The organism is Aeromonas sp. 130281 (assembly GCF_056642115.1).
On the sequence record NZ_JBWVQS010000002.1, the window covers coordinates 303555 to 323693 of the forward strand.

A 20139-nucleotide genomic window follows, 5' to 3' on the forward strand; every position below is an offset into this window, starting at 1 on the left:
GAGTAAGTGTGAATAAAGCGTTGAAAGTAGCTGGTTTGAGTTTTGCACTGATGGCTGCCGGTATGGGCTCCGCCTGGGCTGAGACCAAGATCGCCGTGGTCGACATGGGCGAAGTCTTCCAAAAGCTGCCCCAGCGTGAAGCCGTGGCCAAGAAACTGAAGGGCGAGTTCGAGCCGCGCATGCGCGAGCTGCAGAAGCTGGAATCCGACGGTCAGGCTCTGGTCGAGAAGTTCAAGAAGGACGAAGCCTTCATGAGCAACGAGCAGAAGAAGCAGAACCAGGAGAAGCTGGCCAAGCTGCAGATGGAGTTCAACCAGAAGCGTCAGGCGTTCGAGCAGGACAACGGCCGTCGTCAGGCTGAAGAGCGCAACAAGATCCTGACCAAGGTACAGGCTGCCATCGACGCCATCGCCAAGAGCAATGGTTACGATCTGGTGCTGGAGCGCAATGCTGCTCCCTATGCCGCCAGCAAGCTGGACATCTCCAGCCAGGTTATCTCTCAGGTAAGCAAGAGCAACTAATTGATGGCATTCACTCTCGCACAGCTGGCCCAGCAACTGGGGGCCGAGGTCCATGGGGATGGGACCCGGGAAATCCGCAAGGTAGCGACACTGGAAAAAGCCGGGGAGGGGGAGATTGCCTTCCTGTCCAACAAGAAGTACCGGCATTTCCTGGAGCAGAGCAAGGCGACTGCCGTGCTCATCACTGAGGCGGACCTGCCGTTTTGCCCCACCAATGCCCTGGTGCTCAAAGACCCCTATGTGGGCTTTGCCCGGGTAGCCCAACTGCTGGACACCACACCGCAGCCGGCCACGGATATCCATCCGAGTGCCGTCATCGCGGCGGATGTGCAACTGGGCGAGAGAGTGGCCATCGGCGCCAATGCGGTCATCGAATCCGGCGTCGTGCTGGGGGATGATGTCCGCATCGGCCCGGGCTGTTTCGTTGGCAAGGATACCCGACTGGGAGCACGCTCCCGGTTGTGGGCCAACGTCACCCTGTATCATAACGTGACCCTGGGCACGGATTGTCTGGTGCAAGCCGGCACCGTGATCGGGGCCGACGGTTTCGGTTATGCCAACGAGCGTGGCGAGTGGATCAAGATCCCCCAGCTCGGCGGCGTGACCATAGGCAACCGGGTGGAAATCGGTGCCTGCACCACCATAGACCGCGGTGCCCTGGAAGACACCCGCATCGCGGACAACGTCATCATCGACAACCAGTGCCAGATCGCCCACAACGTCGAGATTGGCTACGGCACCGCCGTGGCGGGCTCGACCGTGATGGCCGGTAGTCTCAAGGTCGGCAAATACTGTATCATTGGCGGCGCTTCCGTCTTTAACGGGCACATGGAGATCTGCGACCAGGCCACCGTCACCGGTATGGCCATGGTGATGCGACCCATTACCGAGCCCGGAATCTACTCTTCAGGCATCCCCCTGCAAACCAATAAAGAGTGGCGCAAGACCGCCGCCCGGGTGATGCGTATCGAAGAGATGCACAAGCGGTTGAGCCGACTTGAGAAAAAGCTGGATCAAGAATAATCACGATTGGTATAGGGTACTGTTTTGACTACTGAAAAGAAAAGCCTGGGGATCCAGGAAATCATGGATCTGCTGCCCCACCGTTATCCGTTCCTGATGGTGGACAAGGTGGAAAATTACGAGATCAGCGATGAGCGCAAGACCCTGCGCGCCATCAAGAACGTCTCGTTCAACGAGCCGATCTTCCAGGGGCACTTCCCGGCCAAGCCGGTGTTCCCCGGCGTGCTGATCCTGGAAGCCATGGCCCAGGCCACCGGTATCCTGGCCTTTACCATGGTGGGCAAGCCGTCCCCCAACGAGCTCTATTACTTTGCCTCCATCGACAACGCCCGCTTCAAGCGTCCGGTCGGCCCTGGCGATCAGCTGGTGCTCGACGTAGAGTTTCTGAAGGAGCGTCGCGGCATCGCCAAGTTCACTGGCGTTGCCACAGTCGACGGTGAAGTGGTCTGTACCGCCGAACTGATGTGCGCCAAACGCGAGGTGTAACCGTGATTGACCAGACTGCCATCATCCACGATACCGCCATCGTCCATGAGTCTGCCGTGATCGGCAAAGGGGTGGAAATCGGCCCCTTTACCGTCATCGGTGCCGAGGTGGAGATAGGTGACGACACCTGGGTGGGTTCCCACGTGGTGATCAAGGGCCCGACCAGGATCGGCCGTGGCAACAAGATCTTCCAGCACACCTCCATCGGTGAGGATTGCCAGGACAAGAAGTACGCCGGCGAGCGCACCTTCCTCGAGATCGGCGACAACAACGTGTTTCGCGAGAACTGCACCGTGCACCGTGGCACCACCCAGGATCAGAGCCTGACCCGGGTCGGCAGCGGCAACCTCTTCATGGTCAACGTGCACGTGGCCCATGACTGCATGATCGGTGACAACTGCATCTTCGCCAACAACGCGACCCTGGCTGGCCACGTTCACATCGGTGACTTCGTGATCTTCGGCGGTCTGTCTGCCATTCACCAGTTCGGCCGCGTCGGCTCCCACGCCTTCGTCGGTGGCTGCGCCGCCCTGAACAAGGACGTGCCGCCCTACGTGATGGCCGCCGGCAACTACGCCAAGCCGTTCGGGGTCAACTCCGAAGGCCTGCGTCGTCGCGGCTTCACGCCCGAAGCCATCTCGGCCGTCAAGCGTGCCTACAAGGAGATCTTCCGCTCCGGCAAGACCATCGAAGAGGTGCTGCCGGTACTGAGCGAGATGGCGGCCACCGAGCCGGCCGTCCAGCTCTATGTGGATTTCCTCAAGGGCAACGAGCGCGGGATCATCCGTGCCTAAGCCCATCCGCATCGGCATAGTCGCCGGAGAGACCTCCGGCGACATCCTGGCTGCCGGTCTGGTGCGCGAGCTGCTGGTTCGTTATCCCTATGCCCAGTTCGAAGGGATCGCCGGGCCGCGCATGCAGGCCCTGGGCGTCAAGGCTCTGTTCGAGATGGAAGAGCTTTCCGTCATGGGCATCAGCGAGGTGCTGGGACGTCTGCCCCGGATCCTCCAGGTGCGCCGCGAGTTGCTGCGCCACTTCATTGCCAATCCCCCGGACATCTTCGTCGGGGTGGATGCACCGGATTTCAATATCGGGGTGGAGCTGAAACTGCGCCGCGCCGGTATCAAGACGGTCCACTACGTCAGCCCCTCGGTCTGGGCCTGGCGTCAGGGCCGCATTCACAAGATCAAGGCCGCCACCGACATGGTGCTCGCCTTCCTGCCGTTCGAGAAAGCCTTCTACGACCGCTTCGATGCCCCCTGCCGCTTCGTCGGGCACACCATGGCGGACGACATTCCCCTGGTGCCGGATCGGCAGGAGATGCGCGAGACCCTCGGCCTCGAGCCGGGCCGCCGCTGGCTGGCGGTGTTGCCGGGCAGCCGCAGCGCCGAGGTCGGCTTCATGTCCCCCGTCTTCCTCGAGGCGTGCAAGCACCTGACGGTGCACTGCCCGGATCTTGGCTTCATCGTGCCGCTGGTGAACGAGAAGCGGCGCGAGCAGTTCCTCGCCATCAAGGCCGAGGTGGCGCCGGATCTCGACATGGTGCTGCTGGACGGTCAGGGCCGTGAGGCCATGATTGCCGCCGACGTGGTGATGCTGGCGTCCGGCACGGCCGCGCTGGAGGCCATGCTGGTGAAGCGGCCCATGGTGGTGGGTTACAAGCTCAAGCCGCTGAGCTACTGGCTGGCCCAGTGGCTGGTGAAGACGGAGTACGTCTCCCTGCCGAATCTGCTGGCAGACAGGATGTTGGTGCCCGAGCTCATCCAGCATGAGTGCACTGCGGCCAATCTGGTGGAAGAGGTCAGCAAGTTGCTGGAGCACGACAACAGCGAGCTCATCGCCACCTTCACCAAGTTGCACCAGAAGATCCGCTGCAACGCCGACGTGCAGGCCGCCGAGGCGGTGGCCGAGCTGCTCGACAGTTAGGGTGGCTGGCGGCGCGCTGTTGGCGTTATGTTGTGCTGACACTGGCCCTGCGGGGCCGGTTTTGATTCAAGGCCTGTGATATGACGATCGATATTCCACAAGACAAGCGGGTTGCCGGGGTTGACGAGGTGGGTCGTGGCCCCCTGGTGGGTGACGTGGTCACCGCCGCGGTGATCCTGGATCCCGCCAATCCCATCCTTGGCCTCGCCGACTCCAAGAAGCTCTCCGAGAAGAAGCGCCTCGCGCTGTTTGATGAAATCAAGGCAAAGGCCCTGGCCTGGTCCATCGGCCGTGCCACCCCGAAGGAGATCGACGAGCTCAACATACTGCACGCCACCATGCTGGCCATGCAGCGCGCCGTGGCGGGCTTGTCCATCACTCCCGAGCTGGTCTTTATCGACGGCAACCGCTGTCCAAGTTTGCCGATGGAGGCCCGTGCCGTGGTCAAGGGGGACAGCCTGGTGGCCGCCATCAGCGCCGCCTCCATCCTCGCCAAGGTGACCCGCGACGCCGAGATGACCGAGCTTGACGGCCGTCATCCCGAGTACGGCTTCGCCCGCCACAAGGGCTATCCCACTGCCGAACACCTCGCCATATTGGCCGAGCGCGGCCCCCTGCCCGAATATCGGCAGAGCTTCAAACCGGTGCGCCGGGCGCTGGGGATCAAATAGATGGCCGATCCTCGCTTCGTCCACCTGCGGGTCCACTCCGACTTCTCCATGGTCGATGGCCTGCAGAAAATCGGCCCCATCGTCTCGGCGGCCGCGGCCAACAACATGCCGGCCCTGGCCCTGACCGACCAGATGAACATGTGCGGCCTGGTGCGCTTCTATGGCTCGGCCCACGGCAAGGGGATCAAACCCATCGTCGGGGCGGATTTCTGGGTGCAGAGCGAGGAGCTCGGCGACGAGCAGTTCCGCCTCACCCTGCTCGCCATGGACAATGACGGCTATCAGAACATCACCCTGCTCATCTCCCGCGGCTACCAGCGCGGCCACGTGCAGGGGCGGCCTGTCATCGACAAGGGCTGGTTGGTCGAGCACGCCAAGGGGGTGATAGTGCTCTCCGGTGGTCGCGAGGGGGATCTCGGCAAGTTCCTGCTCAAGGGCAACCGCCAGATGGTGGAGCAGAGCCTCGCCTTCTACCGGACTCACTTCCCGGATGCCTACTATCTGGAGCTGCTGCGTACCGGCCGCCCAGACGAGGAGGTCTACCTGCACATGGCGGTGGCCATCGCCGCCGAGTTCGAGTTGCCGGTAGTGGCCACCAACGAGGTGGTGTTCCTCGGGGCCGACGACTTCGATGCCCACGAGATCCGGGTCGCCATCCACGACGGCTACACCCTGATGGACAAGCGCCGTCCGCGCCGTTACAGCCCGCAGCAGTACCTGCGCAGTCAGGAAGAAATGTGCGAGCTGTTTGCCGACATCCCGGAGGCGCTGGAAAACACGGTGGAGATCGCCAAGCGCTGCAACGTGACGGTGCGTCTGGGGGAGTACTTCCTGCCGAACTTCCCGACCGGCGACATGACCACCGAAGATTTCCTGGTGATGAAGTCCAAGGAGGGGCTGGAGGACCGTCTGGCCTTCCTGTTCCCGGATCCCGAGGTACGCGCCGTCAAGCGTGGCGAGTACGACGAGCGCCTCGACATCGAGCTCAAGGTGATCAACCAGATGGGCTTCCCGGGTTACTTCCTCATCGTGATGGAGTTTATCCAGTGGTCCAAGGACAACGGCATCCCGGTCGGCCCGGGCCGGGGTTCGGGGGCGGGTTCCCTGGTGGCCTACGCCCTCAAGATCACCGACCTGGATCCGCTCGAGTTTGATCTGCTGTTCGAACGTTTCCTGAACCCCGAGCGGGTCTCCATGCCCGACTTCGACGTCGATTTCTGCATGGACAGACGGGACGAGGTGATCGACCACGTCTCCGAGATGTATGGCCGGGAGGCGGTCTCCCAGATCATCACCTTCGGCAGCATGGCGGCCAAGGCGGTGGTGCGGGACGTGGGCCGGGTGCTGGGCCACGCCTATGGCTTCGTGGATCGCATCTCCAAGCTCATTCCGCCGGATCCGGGCATGACGCTCGCCAAGGCGTTCGAGGCCGAGCCCAAGCTGCCGGAGCTCTACGAGCAGGACGAGGAGGTCAAGGACCTCATCGACATGGCGCGCCGACTGGAAGGTGTGGTGCGCAACGCCGGCAAACACGCCGGTGGTGTGGTGATAGCCCCCACCAAAATCACCGACTTCGCGCCGCTCTACTGCGACGATTCCGGCCACCACCCGGTGACCCAGTTCGACAAGAACGACGTGGAGTACGCCGGCCTGGTGAAGTTCGACTTCCTGGGACTGCGGACCCTCACCATCATCGACTGGGCCCTCGGCATGATCAACCCGCGCCTGGCCAAGGAGGGCAAGCCGCCGGTCGACATCGCCGCCATCCCCATCGACGACAAGAAGTCGTTCGCGCTGTTGCAGCGCTTCGAGACCACGGCGGTATTCCAGCTCGAATCCCGCGGCATGAAGGATCTCATCAAGCGGCTGCAGCCCGACTGCTTCGAAGACATGATAGCCCTGGTGGCCCTGTTCCGTCCGGGCCCGCTGCAGTCCGGCATGGTGGACAACTTCATCGAGCGCAAGCACGGCAAGGAGGCCATCTCCTACCCGGACGAGAAGTGGCAGCACGAGAGCCTCAAGCCCATACTCGAGCCCACCTACGGCATCATCCTCTACCAGGAGCAGGTGATGCAGATAGCCCAGACCCTGGCGGGTTACACGCTGGGCGGGGCGGACATGCTGCGCCGGGCCATGGGCAAGAAGAAACCCGAGGAGATGGCCAAGCAGCGGGCCGGTTTCGAGGAGGGCGCCATCAAGAACGGCGTCGACGGCGAACTGGCGATGAAGATCTTCGATCTGGTGGAGAAGTTTGCGGGCTACGGCTTCAACAAGTCCCACTCCGCCGCCTATGCGCTGGTCTCCTACCAGACCCTCTGGCTCAAGACCCACTTCCCGGCCGAGTTCATGGCGGCGGTGATGACCGCCGACATGGACAACACCGACAAGATAGTGACGCTGGTGGACGAGTGCCAGCGGATGGGGCTGACCGTCATACCCCCTGACGTGAACACCGGCCGCTATCGCTTCTCGGTCAACGAAGATGGCCACATCGTCTACGGTATCGGCGCGGTGAAAGGGGTCGGCGAGGGCCCCATAGATGCGATTCTCAGCGCGCGGGATCAGGACGGCCCCTTCCGGGATCTGTTCGACTTCTGCAACCGGGTCGACATCAAGAAGCTCAACAAGCGGGTGATGGAAAAACTCATCCTCTCCGGCGCCATGGACCGGCTCGGCCCCCACCGCGCCGCCCTGATGGCGACGCTGGAGGAGGCGATGCGCGCCGCCGAACAGCACGCCAAGGCCCAGGCGGTGGGGCAGGTCGACATGTTCGGCGTGCTCACCGAGGAGATAGACGACGTCAAGAAGGCGTTCGCCAACGTGCCGCACTGGCCGGACAAGGTGTGGCTGGAAGGGGAGCGGGAGACCCTCGGGCTCTACCTGACCGGCCACCCCATCAACCAGTACAGCGGCGAGCTGCGTCGCTACACCTCGGGCCGGCTGTGCGATCTGCATCCCACCTCCCGGGATACGGTGACCACGGCGGCTGGGCTGGTGATCGCGGCGCGCAGCATGGTGACCAAGCGCGGCAACAAGATGGGGATCTTCACCCTGGACGACAGATCCGGCCGTCTGGATGTGACCCTTTTCAGTGAAGCGCTGGAAAAATACGAAGAATTGATGCAAAAAGACCGTATTTTAGTGGTTTCTGGACAGGTCAGCTTTGATGACTTCTCCGGTGGCCTTAAAATGTCGGCCCGCGAATTGCTGGATATCAACGATGCGAGGGAGCGTTTCGCCAGGGCGATCCGCATTTCCCTCGATGAACAACGCATTGACGAACGCTTTTTCCCGCGTTTGTGCGAGATTTTGGAGCCCGCCCGTGCCGGAGTCTGTCCGGTTCAGGTAAACTATCGTCGGCCCGGCTCCCGGGCGCGATTGACGCTCGGTACCGAGTGGCGGGTGACGCCCACCGATCAACTGATAGATGACTTGCGAGTCCTGCTTGGACGAGAGCGGGTTGAATTGGTTTTTGATTAGAGGATCTATTGTCCCTATGAGTCTTTTTCTGGATTTTGAACAGCCGATCGCCGAATTGCAGGCTCAGATCGATGAACTTCGCCATGTGAGCGAGCACAACAGTGCCGTGGATCTCAGCGAAGATATCCGTCGGCTGGAGAAGAAAAACGAAGAGCTGACCAAGAAGATCTTCGGCGATCTGGGTGCCTGGCAGGTGTCCCAGATGGCGCGTCATCCCCAGCGCCCCTACACCCTCGACTACATCGAGCAGATCTTCACCGACTTCGACGAGCTGGCCGGTGATCGCGCCTACGCCGATGACAAGGCCATCGTCGGCGGCATCGCCCGCCTGGACGGCGAGCCCGTCATGGTGATTGGTCAGCAGAAGGGTCGCGAGACCAAGGAGAAGATCCGTCGCAACTTCGGCATGCCGCGCCCGGAAGGGTACCGCAAGGCCCTGCGCCTGATGCAGATGGCCGAGCGCTTCAAGATGCCGATCATCACCTTCATCGACACCCCGGGCGCCTACCCCGGCGTGGGTGCCGAGGAGCGTGGCCAGTCCGAGGCCATTGCCCGCAACCTGAAAGTCATGGCCGGTCTGACCGTGCCCGTGGTCTGCACCGTGATAGGTGAAGGCGGCTCAGGCGGTGCCCTCGCCATCGGCGTCGGCGATCGCGTCAACATGCTGCAGTACTCCACCTACTCCGTCATCTCGCCGGAAGGTTGCGCCTCCATCCTGTGGAAGAGCGCCGACAAGGCGCCTGTGGCCGCCGATGCCATGGGCATCACCGCCCAGCGCCTGAAGGAGCTGAAGCTCATCGACAGCATCGTCGAAGAGCCCCTCGGCGGCGCCCACCGCAATGTGGAGCTGATGGCCCAGCGCCTGAAGGATCGCATCAAGCAAGACCTGGCGGCCTTGCGCCCGCTGGACAGCGACCAGTTGCTGGAGCAGCGCTACCAGCGCCTGCTGGGTTACGGCTACTGCTGATGCCCGGCGATCATCTCTTGTGAAAAGTCCCCGCATTGCGGGGACTTTTTTATGGGCGGCAGAAAACCTGGGATCTCATCTCGTCATCACCTCCTCCCTCACCTGTACCAGGGGGCGGAGCGGGTGGCGGGGGGCCTTGGCCTGCGCGAGGCGACGCCACTCCCGCCACAACAGCCAGCAGAGCGGCGGGGTCAGCAGCAGCACGGTCGCGGGCTGGGCCAGCAGCACGCCGTCGCGCCCCCACCAGAGCGGCAGCAGGAAGATGAGGGGCAGCAGCAGCGCCGTCTTGGCGGCCGAGATGACCAGGGCCTGGCGGGTGCGCGCCATGGACTGCAGCAGCACTATGCCAAACATGATGATCCCCTCCAGCGGTATGGCGGCGAGGTTGAGGGTCAGGCTGCTGATGGCGGCGGCCAGCAGCTCGGCATCCTGATCCCCGGTGTAGAGCATGGCGACCTGGCGGGGCAGCAGCTGGATCAGCAGCCAGACCGCCAGACCGTAGATGAACGTGATCTTGAGCCCCATGGCCATCAGGAATCTGAGATCCCGCTGGCGCCCGGCCCCGGTGGCCTGGCTGATCAGCGGCTGTATGCCGAAGGCCAGCCCCTGCAGGATCACGATGAACACCGCCTCCGTGTAACCCGCCACCGTGAAGCCCGCCAGATCCTTGACCGAGCCGTGCACCATCAGCTGGCTGTTGTGCAGCAGCAGCAACAACCCCAGGTTGAACTGGGCGATCAGGCTCGGCAGCCCGGTGAACATCAGCCTGGGCATGGCCGGGAAGCTGGGTACCAGCTGGCGCCATTCCAGCCGCAATCTGGCGCGGGAGGTAAAGAAATAGCCAAGGCCAAGCAGGCTGACCACCCCTTCCGAGATGAGGGTGGCCTGGGCCGTGCCCACCAGCCCCAGCCCCAGGCGGCCGACCATGATGTAGTTGAGCAGTATGTTGAGCAGGGCACCGCCGCTCACCAGCACCATGGCGAGGCGGGGTCGACCGTCGTTGCGCAGCAGATAGGGCACCGCCAGGTTGCTGGCCAGCAGCAGGGTGCCGCCCCCGATCCAGGTGAGGTAGTCGCTGGCCTGTTGCCAGGTCTCGGTATCCGGTGTGATGCCCAGGGCCAACAGGATGTCGATGTGCCAGTGGTGCAGCAGCAGCGGCGCCAAGGCCCCCAGCAGCCCCAGCAGCCAGAGCGCATTGACCAGGGCCTGGCGGGCCAGGGCGACGTTTCTGGCCCCCTGCTGGAGGGAGATGGCGGTCGCCGCCCCCATGGCGATCATGGCGGCGAGGCCGATCAGCACCATGATGACCGGGTAGACCAGATTGATCCCGGCGAGACCGGCGGCCCCCACATAGTGGCCGACGAAGATGCCATCCACCAGGTAATAGGCGCCGGAGACCAGCATGGCCATGATGGAGGGGAGGGCATAGCCCCAGAAACGGCGGGTCATGGCCCGCTGGCGGCGAATGAAATAGGCTGACATATCTGTGCTTCTGCCGGGTCGGGGATCGAAGCCACAGTGTAGATTCTTATCTTTCCATTGATAATCCAGTGTTTATTTGATGGATTGATGAGTGATGCTCATTAGTCTCGCGGGCTATGGTGGGCCTTCAACATGTCTATCAGGGCCCGCAGGCCGTGGCCCAGCTGGTGGCGGCTGGGGTAGAAGAGATGGAAGCCGGCAAAGGTGGGGCTCCAGGCGCTCAGCACGCTCACCAGCCGACCCGCCGCCAGGGCGTCGCTCACCTCCTCCTCGTAGCAGTAGGCCAGCCCCAGACCCGCCTCGGCCGCCCCCAGATAGAGGGCGGGGGTGCTGGTGGTCAGCGGTCCGCTCACCTCTATCTCCAGCAGAGCGCCGTCGGCGGCAAAGGCCCAGCGATAGTGGTGATGGGGGGTCAGGCGGTAACCGATGCAGTCGTGCTGGCTGAGTTCGGAGGGGTGCAGGGGGATGCCACGCCTTGCCAGGTAGTCGGGGGAGCCCACCACCAGATAGCGCTGCAACGGACCCAGGGGCACGGCTATCATCTCCTGGGGCAGCAGATCGCCGTAGAAGAGGGCGGCGTCATAGCCATCCTCGATGAGACGGGGCATCAGCTCCTGCTCCACCACCTCCACCTGCATGCGCGGATAGCGCACCAGATAGTCGATAAGCACAGGGGCCAGCACCTCCTGAATGGCGGCCCTGGGCGCACAGATCTTCAGCCTGCCGACCGGCTCATCCCCGTGGCGCGTCAACTCCTCCAGCGCCTCCTCCAGCTGACCCAGGGTCGGCAGCAGCTGCGTCAGCAGGCGTTCCCCCGCCTCGGTCGGCACCACGGCCCGGGTGCTGCGATTGAGCAGCCTGACTCCCAGACGACTCTCCAGCCCCTTGAGGGAGTGGCTCAGGGCCGAGGCCGAGACCCCGAGTTCGAGGGCGGCCCTGCTGAAACTGCGGTGGCGGGCGACGGCGGCAAATACCGCCAGTTCGGCAAGATCGGTGCGGGTGATGGTCATGTTCAGCAAGGGGCAGTGGGGGAAAACCAAGGGTACGCCAAGGGCGGGCGGGAGACAATCGGCACGCTGTCGCGGGAGTTGTAACGGCTTTGTTGCTCTTTCAGGGGGGGCAAAAATCACCACCCATTTTTGATTTGTTAAAAAAATTTCGCAACATGGCGTACGTAATGTGATCTTGCTCGTTTGAAAGGCGACTGGAATCAAACTTTGGTTGATTAATTCAAAAAAACGCTGTGATTAATAGGGGCTTTTAACTAGAGTCAGCCCATCGGATGAGGTGGCCGTTGCCAATTTGTTAAATGGCGCGAGCGACACCCTCAGTATCACGATCTCATGCCTTCGTTTGTTGCAATTTGGTTGTCACATGGAGTGATGGCCGGATAGCCGGGGCATGAGAATAAAAAAGGACGAACAGCAGGTGTTCCAGGGAGAGGGAACCGGGCCCATGCCCACCGACTAGTAAGAATCCACTTTCCTTGATGACAGGAACATCCCTATGTCTGACATGAATATTGCAGTTGAAGGCAGCTTGAGCAAAGCCTCCTCCCGTGGCATCAACAAGGCCGATCTGGTCTGGATGCTGGGCCTGTACGGTACCGCCATCGGTGCCGGTGTCCTCTTCCTGCCGATCAATGCCGGCGTCGGTGGCCTCTGGCCGCTGGTGGCCATGCTGGTGCTGGCCCTGCCGCTGACCTTCTTCGCCCACCGCGGCCTGACCCGCTTCGTGCTGTCCGGCTCTACCCGTGATGGCGACATCACTGAAGTAGTAGAAGAGCACTTCGGCAAGACCGCAGGCAAGTTCATCACCCTGCTCTACTTCTTTGCCATCTACCCCATCCTGCTGATGTACTCGGTGGCCATCACCAACACAGTCGAGAGCCTGATGGTTCACCAGCTGGGCATGACGGCGCCTCCCCGTGCCATCCTCTCCCTGGTGCTGATCCTGGGTCTGATGGCGATCGTTCGCCTCGGCGGCCAGGTGATCGTCAAGGCGATGAGCGTGCTGGTGTTCCCCTTCGTGATCACCCTGATGGGCCTGGCGCTCTACCTGGTCCCGCACTGGAACGGTGCCATTGTGACCGAAGCGCCTGCGCTGTCCGAGGCCTTCAACGGTGACTTCATCAAGACCCTGTGGCTGGCCATCCCTGTCATGGTGTTCTCCTTCAACCACTCCCCGATCATCTCCTCCTTCGCGGTGGACAACAAGGGTCGTTACGGTGAAGGTGCCGAGAAGAAGTGCAGCAACATACTGCTGGGCGCCCACGTCATGATGGTGATGACAGTGATGTTCTTCGTATTCAGCTGCGTACTGAGCCTCTCCCCGGCTGATCTGGCGGCGGCGAAGGAGCAGAACATCTCCATCCTCTCCTACCTGGCCAACCACTTCGACAACCCGGTGATCGCCACAGTGGCACCGCTGATCGCCCTGGTTGCCATCAGCAAATCCTTCCTGGGTCACTACCTGGGTGCGCAGGAAGGCATGAACGGCCTGATGGCCAAGGCGCTGCGCGAGAAGGGCAAGAAGGTCGAGATCAAGCAGCTGAACAAGGTGACCGCGCTCTTCATGATCCTGACCACCTGGGCCATCGCCACCATCAACCCGAGCATCCTCGGCATGATCGAAGACCTGGGCGGCCCCATCATCGCCATGCTGCTGTTCCTGATGCCGATGTACGCCATCGCCAAGATCCCGGCCATGCGCAAATACGCCGGCAACATCAGCAACGGCTTCGTGACCCTGATTGGCCTGATCGCCATGTCCGGCATCATCTACAAGCTGATTGCCTGATAATTCCGGTTACGCCGTTGAATGAAGAAGCCGCCTCCCAAGAGGCGGCTTTTTTATTTGCGGCGCAGAGTGCTTAACAAAGCCGTGGCAGCGGCCTAACATGGCGGGATGTTTTTCTAGACAGGACAAAAGGATATGTCTGGGTTGAAAAAGGATCTCGGGCTCTGGCAGGGGATGGGGCTGCTCGCTACCTCATTGCTCGGCACCGGGATCTTCGTGGTGCCGGCCACCGCGGCCTCGCTGGCGGGAGGGGCCTCGCTCTGGGCCTGGGTGCTGCTCATCGTACTGGTGCTGCCCATCGCCTTCACCTTCGCCCGGCTCGGGCGCCGTTACCCCCATGCGGGCGGGGCGCCGCACCTCATCGGGCTCGCCTTTGGCAACGGCGCCGAGCGCTTCTCCGCCTTCCTGTTTCTGGCGGTGCTGCCGGTGGGGCTGCCCGCCGCCCTCACCATAGCCGCCGGTTTCTGGCACGCCCTGTTCGACATGGGGGAGTGGACCCTGTGGGCCATCCAGCTGCTGACCCTGCTCGGGGTCTTCCTGCTGGGGCTGAGGGGGGCGCGCTCCTCCGGTAACCTGCAACTGCTGATTGCCCTGGCCATATTGGGGCTGACCCTGCTCATCTGGTTCAAGGGGGATCTGAGCTGGCGCGACGCGGCCCAGCCGCTGCCGACGGCCGCCGAGTGGCCCGCCATGGGCACGGCGCTGGCGGTGATGTTCTGGTGTTTCGTCGGGCTGGAAGCCTTCGCCCACATGGGGGAGGAGTTCAAGCGGCCAGAGCGGGACTATCCCCTGGCCCTGCTCGGCGGCGTGCTGCTGGCGGGGCTCATCTACTGGGTCCACTCCCTGGTGGTGCTCAAATACGGTCTCTATGGGGACGAGGCGACCAATGCCACCGCCATTCCGGCCCTGCTCTCCCTGCTGTTCGGCCCCACCGCCAAGTGGCTGGTGGCGGTGCTCGGCTATCTCTCCTGCTTCGCCAGCATCAACATCTACTTGCAGGGGTTTGCGCGCCTTATCTGGAGCATGGCGCGGGAAGGCAAACTGCCCGTCTCCCTCTCCCGGCTCTCGGCCCGGGGGGCACCCCTCAATGCCCTGTGCTGGGTGCTCGCCATCTGCCTGGTCTCCATCACCCTGATCCTCTGGCTCAAGCTGCCGCTCGATGAGCTTATCCGCTACGCCAACGGCAACTTCGTGCTGGTCTATCTGCTCTGCATGGCGGCGGGCTGGCGCCTGCTCGGCGGCACGGGCAAGGGGTTGGCGGGGGTGAGCGTCTTGCTCTGCGCGGCCGTGCTGGTGGCGCTCGCCTCCCAGGTGCTCTATGCGGTGGTGCTGAGCCTGGGGTATGGCTGCTTCTCCCTGTGGCGGCGCAGGCGCCGTCGCCCGGCGTCAGGCGACGTCTGCGCCATCAAGTAGCCGCCCAAAAAAAGCCCCGCAGTGCGGGGCTTTTTACTGGCTATCAGAAGTGGTGGTGCTTAAAGGTCTGGCAGGTCGCTGCGCAACAGGGCGTAGTGGCGAAGGGAGATGAAGCCTTCCCCCTTGCGCTCACACTCCCGCGCCGTGCCCTCGTAGCGAAAGCCGGCCCGCTCCAGCAGGCGGGCGGAGGGGAGGTTGGGCTCCTCTACCACCGCCAGCAGCCGGTGCAGCTCGGTGGTGCGGTAAGTGAGCGGGAGCCACAGCCGCAGCGCCGCGCTCATCATCCCCTTGCCCCAGTGTTCGGGATAGAGCCAGTAGCCCAGCTCGGCCCGCCGGTGCTGAAGGTCGGCATCGTTGTAGCCGATGGCCCCCAGCGGCTCTTTGGTGTGCGGATTGCGAATCAGGTGCCAGGCACCGCGGCCCGTGCGGATCAACTCGGCGTACCAATCCATCTGGGCCTGGCATGCCGTCAGGCTGTCGTAGCTGACGCCGTAGCAGGCGACGACTCGCGGATCCGACAGGCCGCGATAGATGTGGGGCAGGTCGGCCTCGGTGACGGGATCCAGCCTGATCTCCGGTGGTGAAGTTGAAGTCATGAGGGCTCCTTGCGGCCAGCCGTGGCTGGCCGCTTGTGTTGAGTCAAACAGGGGTGGATGGCCAAGGTGGTTTATGGCTGCGTTCATGATTCGACCAGCCCGAGCAGGCTGGCCAGCCTTGCCAGCTCATGGCGCCACTCTTGCTGCAGCCGCGGCGTCTGGTGCCTGGGCTTGCGGGCGAGATCGGCGGCCAGCAGGGCATCGAGCTCATACCAGCGGGCCAGCAGCGCCTCTTCGTTATCCGCCGGGCCGGCCGGCGCCTGCACCATTGCGGAGGCGGCCAGGCTTGCCTTGTCTGCAGCCAACGAGGGCGCATCGCCGAGCAGCTCGGCATAGGCCCGCTTGGCACTGTGGGCCTCCTGGATGCGCCCGTCTCTGATCAGCCAGAAGCGGTTGCAGCTGCGCTCGATCAGATCCCGGTCGTGGGAGACCAGCAAGACGCCCCCGGGGAAGGCGTTCAAGGCCTCGGCCAGCTCCTCCTTGCCCGCCAGATCCAGGTGGTTGGTGGGTTCATCGAGCCAGAGCAGATGGTGGCTCGCCAGGGAGAGGGCGAGGAACAGCAGCCTGGCCCGCTCCCCCCCGCTCAAGGCGTGCACCCGCTGGCCATGGCGGGAGTAGGGGAAGCCCGCACGGATCAGCGCCTGGCGCCGTGTCACCTCCGGCAAGGGCGCCAGGGGATAGAGGGCGTCGCTCAGGGTGGCGTCGCCATCCAGCTGCTGCAGGGACTGATCGTAGTAGGCGATGCTGGCGCCTGGGTGGTGATACCAGCCCTCACCCGGCCCTTGATCGCATACCTCGCGCCAGCACTGGCGCAGCAGGGAGGACTTGCCGGTGCCGTTGGCGCCGAGCAGGGCGACCCTGTCGCCGGCCCGCAACCAGAGATCCTCGGCCCGCAGCAGGGGCGGCAAGCCGGGGGCGGGGCGCACCTCGAGGGTTTCCAGTCGCAGCAGGGCATCGGCGGGCAGTGCCTGCCCGTGCAGCTCGAGGCGCCAGGGGGCCGGCGCCGCGACCTGGCTCTGCTCCTCCTGCAGGCGGCTGATGCGTTTTTCCATGGACTTGGCCTGGCGCACCAGCTTCTCGTTGTCATGCTCCCGTCCCCAGATGGCGAGGCGCTTGCTGCTGGCACTCAGGCGGTCAATCTCCTTCTGCTCGTCGGCCCGGCGCAGGCGGGCCTGCTCGTCCTCTTCGGCCAGCGCCACCCTGGCCTGACTGCAGGGCAGGGCGAAGCGATGGAGTCGCCCCTCCCGCAGGATCAGGGTCTCGCGGGTCACCCGATCGAGCAGGCGGGCATCGTGGGAGACCAGCACCAGGGCGCCCCGCCAGCCCAGGAGGAACTGCTCCAGCCAGAGCAGGGCGGGCAGGTCCAGGTGGTTGCTGGGTTCATCGAGCAGCAGCAGGTTCGGCTGGCGCAGCAGGGCGCGGCCTATCTGCAACCGGGTGTGCTGGCCGCCGCTCAGGGCGCTGGCGGGGAGCTCGGCCTGCTCTTCGAGCTGCAGCTCGGTCAGCATCTTGTCCACCTGCCAGTCGGCGGCAGGGTCACCCCCCAGGGCATCCTGCAGCACGGCGCGGGTGCCGAGCCCTTGCAGCCTTGGGGGCAGGTGCTGGGCCACGAACTCGCAGCGGCAGGGGGCGGCCTGCTGCACCCGTCCGTCATGGGGTTGCAGCTCACCAGCCAGCAGGGCGAGCAGTGTGCTCTTGCCGCAGCCATTGGCGCCAATCAGGCCCAGGCGATCGCCGCTCTGGATGCCGAGATCGAGGTGGTCAAACAAGGGGAGGTGTCCCGCAGTCATCTGCAGGGAGTGGGTACTCATCAGTGTCGTCATGCTCTTGCTCTCTTAAATGGCGGGATCGGAAATCCCTGTCATCAGGAGCGCTGGCGACAACGGTCGAGAAAGGTCTCGGTGTGGAAGGAGTCGGCTTTGCTCGAACCCGCTATCGCAGCGCGATGGTATGCAGGCAAGAGCGGACGAATGTGCCGAACAGGCGAGCCGAGAACATCGGACACGCTTGGATAACCATTTTTTACCTCCTTGTGTTTAGTGATGGCTGGGTGAGGCGATTATAAGCGCATAAAAAACAGCCGTCTATCGGAGGGCCAGCCTCAGGATAGCTGGGGGGATCCGGTGAAAAGAGGGGCGGCAACAGCAAAACGCCCCGCGGGGCGGGGCGTTGTGCTGGCGGTGGCGGATCAGTCGCGGGGTGTCTTGAGCGCCTGGATCACATCTTCATTGGGGGCCAGTCCCTCCACGTGGTTGAAGCTCTCCAGCCCCTCCTGCCCATTGATGGTGAAGGCGTCGGCGCTCTGGTAGCTGCCGCTGCCGGCGCTCTCCACCAGGACGATGAGTTCGGGCTGCTTGTCACCGTTGAGATCCAGCAGCTTGAGCGCCTTGATGCTGCCATCGCGTGGCATCACCTTGCCGTCGATGAACTGATCCAGCGGGAACTCGGGGTTGGCGCCTGAGTAGAGGCGCACGTCGTAGCTGCCGGTGGAGGCGGGCTCGCCGCGCCCCTCGCCGACGGTGAGCACCTGGCCCGTTGGCAGCGTCAGCTGCTGGAAGAATCCCTCCGCCGCCTGGGTAGTCAGGGGCAGGCTGAGCAGGCCGAGAGTAATGAGTAAGGCTTTCATGGATGTGACCCTTGTTGCTGCTTGTCTTGCGGTATCAGTGGGCAGGGGCCTGGCCCCGCCCTGTCTGTGGCCGACCCGGGGCCGGCGCTCGGCCAGCCCCTGTCAACCTCGTGTTTACCATATCTTGACCCGTTTGGCCGGGTCCAGATAGAGCTTGTCACCCGGCTGGATGTTGAACGCCTCGTAGAAGGCGGGGATGTTCGGCACCACGCCGTTGACCCTGTATTCCGGCGGCGAGTGGGGATCCGAGGCGAGCAGCATCTGCATCAGCTCGGGGCGATACATGCCCTTCCACACCTGGGCCCAGCCGAGGAAGAAGCGCTGCTCCCCGGTGAAGCCGTCCAGCACAGGGGCCTCCTTGCCATCCAGCGACAGCAGGTAGGCCTTGTGGGCTATGGTGAGGCCGCCGAGATCGCCGATGTTCTCCCCCAGGGTGAACTGGCCGTTGACGTACTGCCCCTTGATGGGCTCGAAGCGGTTGTACTGGGCCACCAGCCGGCTGGTGCGGAAGCGGAACTCCTTGAGATCCTGGGGTGTCCACCAGTCGCGCATCACGCCGTCACCGTCGGACCTGGCCCCCTGATCGTCGAAACCGTGGCCCATCTCGTGGCCGATGACCCCGCCGATGGCGCCGTAGTTCACGGCGTCGTCCGCGCTCATGTCGAAGAAGGGGGGTTGCAGTATGGCGGCCGGGAAGACGATCTCGTTGTTGCTCGCGTTGTAGTAGGCGTTCACCGTCTGGGGCGACATGTGCCACTCGTCCCTGTCCACCGGCTTGCCGAGGCGAGCCAGGCTGTCGGCATATTCGAAGGCGCGGGCACGCTGCAGGTTGCCCACCAGATCATCGGCACGGATCTCGATGGCGCTGTAGTCCTTCCACTTGTCCGGGTAGCCTATCTTGGGCCTGAACTTGGCGAGTTTCTCCAGGGCCTGGGTCTTGGTGGCCGGCGACATCCAGTCCAGCTCCTGGATGCTCTGGCCGTAGGCGGTGCGCAGGTTCTCCACCAGCTGCTCCATGCGGGCCTTGGCTTCTGGCGGGAAGTAGCGCTCCACATAGAGCTTGCCCACCGCCTCCCCCAGGTTGTTGTCCAGTACGCTGAGGGCACGCTCCCAGGGGGCGCGCTGCTTGGGGGTGCCGCTCAAGGTGGTACCGAAGAAGGCGAAGTTCTGGGCATCGGTCTGGCTGTCGAGGTAGGGGGCGAAGTCGGTGATGAGCTGCCACTTGAGGTAGGCCTGCCAGTCGCCCATGGGGGTCTGCTTCATCACCTCGTCCAGGGCCGAGAGGTAGCTCGGCTGGCCTATGATGAGGCTCTGCTGGCCGCTCAAGCCGGCCTGATCCAGATAGTTGTTCCAGTCGATGCTGGGGGCGAGGCGCTTAAGCTCGCCGACGGGGGCCTTGTTGTAGTTCTTCTGCCGATCCCGCAGGGCGACGTTGTCCCACTGGATCTGGGCGAGCCGGGTCTCCAGGGCCAGGATGCGCTTGGCCTTGGCGGCGGCATCCGCCTCGCCGAAACGGCCGAGCATGCCGGCGATGTGCTGCTCGTATTTCTGGCGCAGCGCCTGGCTGGCGGCATCCTGCTTGAGGTAGTAGTCCCGGTCCGGCAGGCCGAGCCCGGATTGATAGAGGTAGACCGCATAGCTGTCCGGCGCCTTGGCGTCCGCGTCTATCCAGAAGCCGAAGGGAGCGCTGCCCCCCAGCTTGCCGGCGCGGGCGAAGGCCTGGGCCAGGCCCTGCTTGTCATGGATCTGATCGATGTCGCCGAGCAGGGGCAGCAGGGGCGTGGTGCCCCTGGCGTTGCGGGTGGCCTGATCCAGATAGCTTTGGTAGAGGTCGTGGATCTGCTGGGCCGGGGTGCCGGTGGCGGCCTTGCCGTCCAGCCCCTCCACCAGCACCCGCACGTCTGCCAGGGACTTGTCCCGCAGCAGGTAGAAGGCACCGTCGGCGGGCCTGTCGTCCGGGATCTTGGCGGTGGCCAGCCAGTGGCCGTTCACGTAACGGAAGAAGTCGTCACCGGGCTTGACCCTGGTGTCCATGTTGGCCAGCGCGAGGCCGGAGTGCTTGTCTGCCTGGTCCGGTCCCTGACTGCAACCGGCCAGCAAGGCCAGCCCGATGAGGCCGGCAAGTATGCTTTTCTTATTGTTCATTGTC

The 20139-nt window shown here is 63.7% G+C and carries 16 protein-coding genes; 10 read left to right on the forward strand and 6 right to left on the reverse strand.

The annotated features are described in order from the left end of the window. Positions 1-8 precede the first annotated feature (8 nt). From AC1IN8_RS08390 to accA, 8 genes are all read left to right on the forward strand, one after another. Complete coding sequence (locus AC1IN8_RS08390; RefSeq protein ID WP_139436545.1) at positions 9-521, forward strand: OmpH/Skp family outer membrane protein; 513 nt, start codon at positions 9-11, stop codon at positions 519-521. Between the two features lie 3 nt (positions 522-524). After that, on the forward strand, positions 525-1544 hold the full coding sequence (gene lpxD, locus AC1IN8_RS08395) for a UDP-3-O-(3-hydroxymyristoyl)glucosamine N-acyltransferase (RefSeq protein WP_139436543.1): 1020 nt from the start codon (positions 525-527) through the stop codon (positions 1542-1544). A gap of 24 nt (positions 1545-1568) precedes the next feature. Further along, on the forward strand, positions 1569-2030 hold the full coding sequence (gene fabZ / locus AC1IN8_RS08400) for a 3-hydroxyacyl-ACP dehydratase FabZ (RefSeq protein WP_010673414.1): 462 nt from the start codon (positions 1569-1571) through the stop codon (positions 2028-2030). A 2-nt stretch (positions 2031-2032) separates the two neighbouring features. Further along, on the forward strand, positions 2033-2824 hold the full coding sequence (lpxA, locus tag AC1IN8_RS08405; protein WP_139436541.1) for an acyl-ACP--UDP-N-acetylglucosamine O-acyltransferase: 792 nt from the start codon (positions 2033-2035) through the stop codon (positions 2822-2824). Continuing rightward, entirely contained in the window at positions 2817-3956 is a 1140-nt protein-coding gene (gene lpxB, locus AC1IN8_RS08410) for a lipid-A-disaccharide synthase (protein WP_479758604.1), read from the forward strand. The genes lpxA and lpxB overlap by 8 nt, the downstream gene beginning before the upstream one ends. Positions 3957-4036: 80 nt before the next feature. Beyond that, on the forward strand, positions 4037-4627 hold the full coding sequence (gene rnhB / locus AC1IN8_RS08415; RefSeq protein WP_479758606.1) for a ribonuclease HII: 591 nt from the start codon (positions 4037-4039) through the stop codon (positions 4625-4627). After that, positions 4628-8107, forward strand: a complete 3480-nt coding sequence (dnaE, locus tag AC1IN8_RS08420; RefSeq protein WP_479758607.1) for a DNA polymerase III subunit alpha — start codon at positions 4628-4630, stop codon at positions 8105-8107. Positions 8108-8123: 16 nt separating this feature from the next. After that, positions 8124-9074 (forward strand): acetyl-CoA carboxylase carboxyl transferase subunit alpha, encoded by a 951-nt coding sequence (gene accA, locus AC1IN8_RS08425; protein ID WP_025327902.1) that lies wholly within the window; start codon positions 8124-8126, stop codon positions 9072-9074. Positions 9075-9149: 75 nt separating this feature from the next. Here accA and AC1IN8_RS08430 read toward each other — a convergent pair whose 3' ends face one another. Together AC1IN8_RS08430 and AC1IN8_RS08435 are read right to left on the reverse strand one after the other, a co-directional pair. Further along, positions 9150-10556 carry an MATE family efflux transporter gene (locus AC1IN8_RS08430; RefSeq protein WP_479758608.1) on the reverse strand — a complete coding sequence of 469 codons (1407 nt, stop codon included), beginning with the start codon at positions 10554-10556 and terminating at the stop codon, positions 9150-9152. 101 nt (positions 10557-10657) lie between these two features. After that, entirely contained in the window at positions 10658-11566 is a 909-nt protein-coding gene (locus AC1IN8_RS08435) for a LysR family transcriptional regulator (RefSeq protein ID WP_139436644.1), read from the reverse strand. 496 nt (positions 11567-12062) lie between these two features. On the opposite strand from AC1IN8_RS08435, the gene AC1IN8_RS08440 reads away from it, so the two are divergent. Then, entirely contained in the window at positions 12063-13355 is a 1293-nt protein-coding gene (locus AC1IN8_RS08440; protein ID WP_247627060.1) for an HAAAP family serine/threonine permease, read from the forward strand. 135 nt (positions 13356-13490) lie between these two features. Further along, positions 13491-14768 carry an L-methionine/branched-chain amino acid transporter gene (gene yjeH / locus AC1IN8_RS08445; protein ID WP_479758610.1) on the forward strand — a complete coding sequence of 426 codons (1278 nt, stop codon included), beginning with the start codon at positions 13491-13493 and terminating at the stop codon, positions 14766-14768. A gap of 59 nt (positions 14769-14827) precedes the next feature. Here the strand turns inward: yjeH and AC1IN8_RS08450 are convergent, their stop codons facing one another. The 4 genes from AC1IN8_RS08450 to AC1IN8_RS08465 all read right to left on the reverse strand — a co-directional run bounded on the left by AC1IN8_RS08450 (position 14828) and on the right by AC1IN8_RS08465 (position 20135). After that, on the reverse strand, positions 14828-15364 hold the full coding sequence (locus AC1IN8_RS08450; protein ID WP_479758612.1) for a GNAT family N-acetyltransferase: 537 nt from the start codon (positions 15362-15364) through the stop codon (positions 14828-14830). Between the two features lie 83 nt (positions 15365-15447). Beyond that, positions 15448-17187, reverse strand: coding sequence for an ABC-F family ATP-binding cassette domain-containing protein (locus AC1IN8_RS08455; RefSeq protein ID WP_479758613.1), 1740 nt, complete (start codon positions 17185-17187; stop codon positions 15448-15450). Positions 17188-17552: 365 nt separating this feature from the next. Next, the gene (locus AC1IN8_RS08460; protein ID WP_139436525.1) at positions 17553-17990 is read right to left on the reverse strand and encodes a PliI family lysozyme inhibitor of I-type lysozyme; all 438 of its coding nucleotides are present in this window, start codon (positions 17988-17990) and stop codon (positions 17553-17555) included. A gap of 114 nt (positions 17991-18104) precedes the next feature. Further along, positions 18105-20135, reverse strand: a complete 2031-nt coding sequence (locus AC1IN8_RS08465; protein ID WP_479758614.1) for a M13 family metallopeptidase — start codon at positions 20133-20135, stop codon at positions 18105-18107. Positions 20136-20139 lie beyond the last annotated feature (4 nt).